The sequence below is a fragment of the Streptomyces sp. NPDC002669 genome (assembly GCF_042889165.1).
GTDB lineage: Bacteria > Actinomycetota > Actinomycetes > Streptomycetales > Streptomycetaceae > Streptomyces.
Genome location: NZ_JBIAQQ010000063.1, coordinates 1 through 4,354 on the forward strand (window position 1 = coordinate 1; position 4,354 = coordinate 4,354).

Annotated in this window: 4 protein-coding genes; 3 read left to right on the forward strand and 1 reads right to left on the reverse strand. The window is 73.5% G+C overall.

Annotation, left to right across the window (positions count from 1 at the left end; translation table 11 throughout):
• Positions 1 to 482 precede the first annotated feature (482 nt).
• From ACFYW1_RS38770 to ACFYW1_RS38780, 3 genes are all read left to right on the forward strand, one after another.
• Positions 483 to 1,937, forward strand: a complete 1,455-nt coding sequence (locus ACFYW1_RS38770; protein ID WP_389004507.1) for a purine-cytosine permease family protein — start codon at positions 483 to 485, stop codon at positions 1,935 to 1,937.
• An 89-nt stretch (positions 1,938 to 2,026) separates the two neighbouring features.
• Positions 2,027 to 3,112, forward strand: a complete 1,086-nt coding sequence (locus ACFYW1_RS38775; protein WP_389004509.1) for a C45 family autoproteolytic acyltransferase/hydolase — start codon at positions 2,027 to 2,029, stop codon at positions 3,110 to 3,112.
• A gap of 209 nt (positions 3,113 to 3,321) precedes the next feature.
• Positions 3,322 to 3,477 (forward strand): hypothetical protein, encoded by a 156-nt coding sequence (locus ACFYW1_RS38780; protein ID WP_356936716.1) that lies wholly within the window; start codon positions 3,322 to 3,324, stop codon positions 3,475 to 3,477.
• A gap of 114 nt (positions 3,478 to 3,591) precedes the next feature.
• On the opposite strand, the gene ACFYW1_RS38785 is transcribed toward ACFYW1_RS38780, so the two are convergent.
• Positions 3,592 to 4,059, reverse strand: a complete 468-nt coding sequence (locus ACFYW1_RS38785) for a hypothetical protein (protein ID WP_389004512.1) — start codon at positions 4,057 to 4,059, stop codon at positions 3,592 to 3,594.
• Between the last annotated feature and the right edge of the window lie 295 nt (positions 4,060 to 4,354).

Consider the following 4,354-nt stretch of genomic DNA (forward strand, 5'->3'; position numbering starts at 1 on the left):
CCACCCCCCCCGCCCCCCCCCCCGGCCCCGCCCCCCCGCCGCGCCCCGGCCCGCCCCGCCCCCCCCCCCCCCCCCCCCCCCCCCCCCCCCCCCCCGGCGCAATGCCGGCCGGGGCGCCGAGGTCACGCCCGCCGGCAGTCGCGGCAGCGAAGCAACCCGCCCGCTCCAGGAGGCCAGAAGCGAGAACGCCCGGCCCGGCCCCCATTGACCCGCCGCGCACCACCGCCGCCCTGTCCGGGCCGACCGGCGACCGTCGGCGTCCCGGGACCGGCCGCCGAAGTATCCGCCGGTCCAGCACGGCGGACCGCCCTCCACCCCCTCGGCCCCGCCGCTGCCGCATACGCCTCGAACGTTTCCGCACGTCAGCCGCTCGAAGCTGCCCGAATGGACGGCCTGTGAACCCTTGACGCCATGCCGCCAATGCTATTGAGTGTGCGACCAATAGACCAGTACGTGGGTACGCCCACCACTCGGAGGCGCGCATGACTTCCACGGCCCCCGGCCCGCAGACGGCTGTCCCGGATCTTCGCCCGACGTCCGAGCAGGCCGGACGCATCGAGGCCCACGGCATCGACCACGTTCCCGAACAGGAGCGTCACGGCCGTCCCCGGGAGCTGTTCTCGGTCTGGGCCGCGGCGAACGTCAACTACCTGTGCCTGGTCATAGGCGGCGCCCTGGTCCTCATGGGGCTGACCCTCCTCCAGGCATTCGCCGTGATCGTGGTGGGCAACCTGTTCTGGGCCCTCGTCGGGCTCCTGGCCGTCTCCGGCCCCGCGTCGGGCACGCCGAGTTCGGTGATCACCCGGACGATGTACGGCATCCGCGGGAACCGGGTGAACACCGCGATCACCGGCTGGGCCATCTGCCTCTGTTACGTCTCCCTGAACCTGTCCGCGGCCGCGATCGCCGCCTTCTCCCTCCTGCGGAAGGCCGGAATCGAGCCGGACACCGGCGTCAAGATCGCGACGGTGACGGCCATCGCCGCGTTCACCCTGGTCATCAGCGTCTACGGCCACGCCACGATCCTGAAGCTGTACCTGCCGATCACCCTGGTCCTGGTGGCGGTCTTCGCCGTCGTCGGCGTCAGCGTCCTGCGGCACGCCCACTGGGACTACGCGCCCGCCGAACCGCTCCACGGCGGCCCCCTGTGGGCGTCCCTCCTCGGTGGCTTCGCCCTCGTCGCCTCGGGCCCGCTGTCGTTCAACAACGGCGCCGACTTCGCCCGTTATCTGCCACCCACCACGTCCCCGAAGCAGGTGGCGGGCTGGACCGCGCTCGGCGGCTTCGTCCCCAGCGTCGTGGTCACCGCGCTGGGCACGCTGGCCGGCACCGCGATCGACATGACCGACCCGCAGACCGCACTCGAAGGCATCCTGCCCGGCTGGTTCACACCGGTCTTCCTGGTCTCGCTCGTCGTGGGCGCCGTCGCGATCAACGCCATGACCACCTACAGTTCGGGGCTCGCCCTCCAGGCGGTGGGCATCAGGATCCGCCGCTCCCTCAGCGTCGTGGTGTACGGAATCCTCGCCGTGGCGCTCACCCTGTACGCACTGCTCGTGTCCGACTTCCTCGACACGGTCGGCAACGTCCTCCAGCTCACCGTCGTCCTGCTCGGCCCCGGCATGGCCGTCTACGCCACCGACATCCTGCTGCGCCGCAACCGCTACGACGGCCCCGCGCTCATGGACGAGACCCCGGGCAGCGCGTACTGGTACACCGGAGGCGTCAACCGCGCCGGGGTCGCCGCCCTGGTCACCGGCACCGCGGCCGCCGTCCTGTGCGTGAGCACCGAGCTGTACACCGGGCCGCTGGCCCGCGCGGCGGGCGGGCTCGACCTCGCGCTCCCGGTCGGCATGCTGATCGCCGCGGCCCTCTACGCGACCCTCATGCGCCGTCGCCTCCCCTCCCCGGGCTCCCCCGTCTCCCGGACGCACTGACCGCCCCGGCCCTCCCCCGCCTTCCCGGCTCCGAAGGCCGGACACGACATCACCCGGCAGCACCCGACACCAGATCGCACGAGGAAGAGATGAACACCGAACGACAGCACATCCACGTGGACGCGACCGACCCGTTCGCACGCGGCCGGCAACGGGGCGAGCAGCTCCGGGACACCCTCACCGGCGGCCTGGAGATCTACGACCGGCTCTTCCGCCTCGCGGGCCTCCCCGAGGACGGGGTCCGCGAGGACGCACTGCGCACCGCGGACGCGGTCGGCGCGTTCCGGCCGCGACTGCGCGAGGAACTGGACGGGGTCGCCGCCGGTGCCGGGGTGGAACCGTGGCGGATCGCCGCCCTCAACGCGCGTACGGAGATCCTCGCGCAGAGCGGGACGGGACGGCCCGGCGAGTGCTCCACCATCGCCCGGTGCGTCGGGTCGGACCCGGCGGCTCCGCGCACCTTCGGCGTGCAGACCTGGGACTGGCACGTGGAGCTCGCGCCGCACTGGCACACGCACGAGATACGGGGCGGGCGCCACGACGTGGTCGGCATCACCGAGCACGGGATCCTGGGCAAGATCGGCGTCAACAGCGCCGGGCTGGCCCTGCACTTCAACATCCTCGGGCACCGCGAGGACGGTGTCGGCGGCGTGCCCGTCCATCTCCTCGCCGCCACCGTGCTGGAGGAGGCCGCCTCGGTCGCGGAAGCGCTGGAGACCGTCCGGTCCGCCCCCGTCACCGCCTCCAGCTCCTTCACCCTCTTCGACCTGACGACGGCCGTCACCACCGACATCACCCCGGTGGGCGTGTTCGTGATCGAACCGACCGACGGCACTCTCATCCGGACCAACCACTTCCTGAGCCCAATACCCCGCACGGCCGAGAAGACCGAGCTCTACCAGCCCGACTCCGGGGACCGCCACGCCCTGGTGGCGTCCCGTTTCGCCCGGGACCCGAAGCCACAGCCGCAGGACCCGGACGAACTGCTGGAATTCCTCGTCTCCGGCCCGGGAGAGCCGCAGCTGTGCTGCGTGCCCGACATGGCGCTCCCCCTCGGCCGGCGCTGGGCGACGCTCGCCACGGTCATGCTCGACCCCGGCAGCCGTACGGCACGGGTCGTCGACGGTTCGCCGCTGGACGCCCGGGACCGGCCCCGGCGCACACTGACGGCCTGACGCACCGGTGTGGGGGGGGGGGGGGCCCCCCCCCCCCCCCCCCCCCCCCCCCCCCCCCCCCCCCGGCCGCCCCGCGCCGGGGGGGGCCCCCCCCCCCCCCCCCCCCCCCCCACCCCGCTCACCGGCGCCCCGCCGGGTGAAGCGATAGGCTCGATCTGTAGGCACCACGCGCCGTGCAGGCACGCGTCCCGATCTCGGAGGCGGCCGTCATGATCAAGGATGTCGAATACTCGACCCCCTCGCAGGCCGAGGGCGAGCGGCTGGACGAGGACAGGGATCCGGCGGAGGAGCGGCACCCCGCCACCACCCGCACCCAGCCGTCCCAGGCCGAGGGCGAGCGCCGGGCGGAGGACGAGGAGAGCTGAGGAAACAGGGCCCGCGCCCGGTGGACGGCACCGGTCCACCCACCGGGGACGACGAACTCCCTTCGGCGCGGCCCGGATTCCCCACGTCACGGCGGAGGCGACCGCCCCGGGTCGCTACCGAACCGGGGACGGGGCCCTCAGCACCTCCCGCGCGGCAGTGACGAAAGCCGCCTTCGCGCTCAGGAGGCTGTCCGGCGACTCATGGCGGCGCAGACGGTCGACGACGTCCTGCGCGGCGGCGGCAACCTCCACCGGCCCCTCCAGGACGACCTCGCCCAGGGCGCTTTCCAGAAGGGCGTCGTCGTCGCCCCTGCCCCTCCCGGTCCGCTCGGTCCGGATCCTCGCCTCCGCCACCCCGAGGAACCGCACATAGGTCTGGCGCCGGATGTCCGCCAGCCGAACGGCCGCCTGCTCCCGAAGCGTCATCCGCACCGTTTCGAGCAACGCGTCGGCCTGCCGGTCACCGGCCTGACGCGCGGCCTCGGCCTGCCGGAATCCCGCGCTACGGGTGAACCAGCCGGTGGCGACGCCACCCGTGATCGCGGACCCCGCGGCGATCAGCGCGATTCCCAATTCGCTCATTGCGCCATCCTCCCCACTGTCCGCCGGTGCCCGCACCGGGGTTGCCGAATCTGCGTCATGGATCACGCCCGAAGCCCTGTTCCGGCGACGCGGTACGATCGGAGCGCGTCGCCGGACGGCGTGGAACAACCACCCCGATCTGCGGAAACCCCGGAAATGACCAGCAACTCCCCACTACGATGGACACTCGGGGCGACGGGCGACGGGCGACGGGCGACGGGCGACGGGCGACGGGCGACGGGCGACGGGCGACGGGCGACGGGCGACGGGCGACGGGCGACGGGCGACGGGCGAC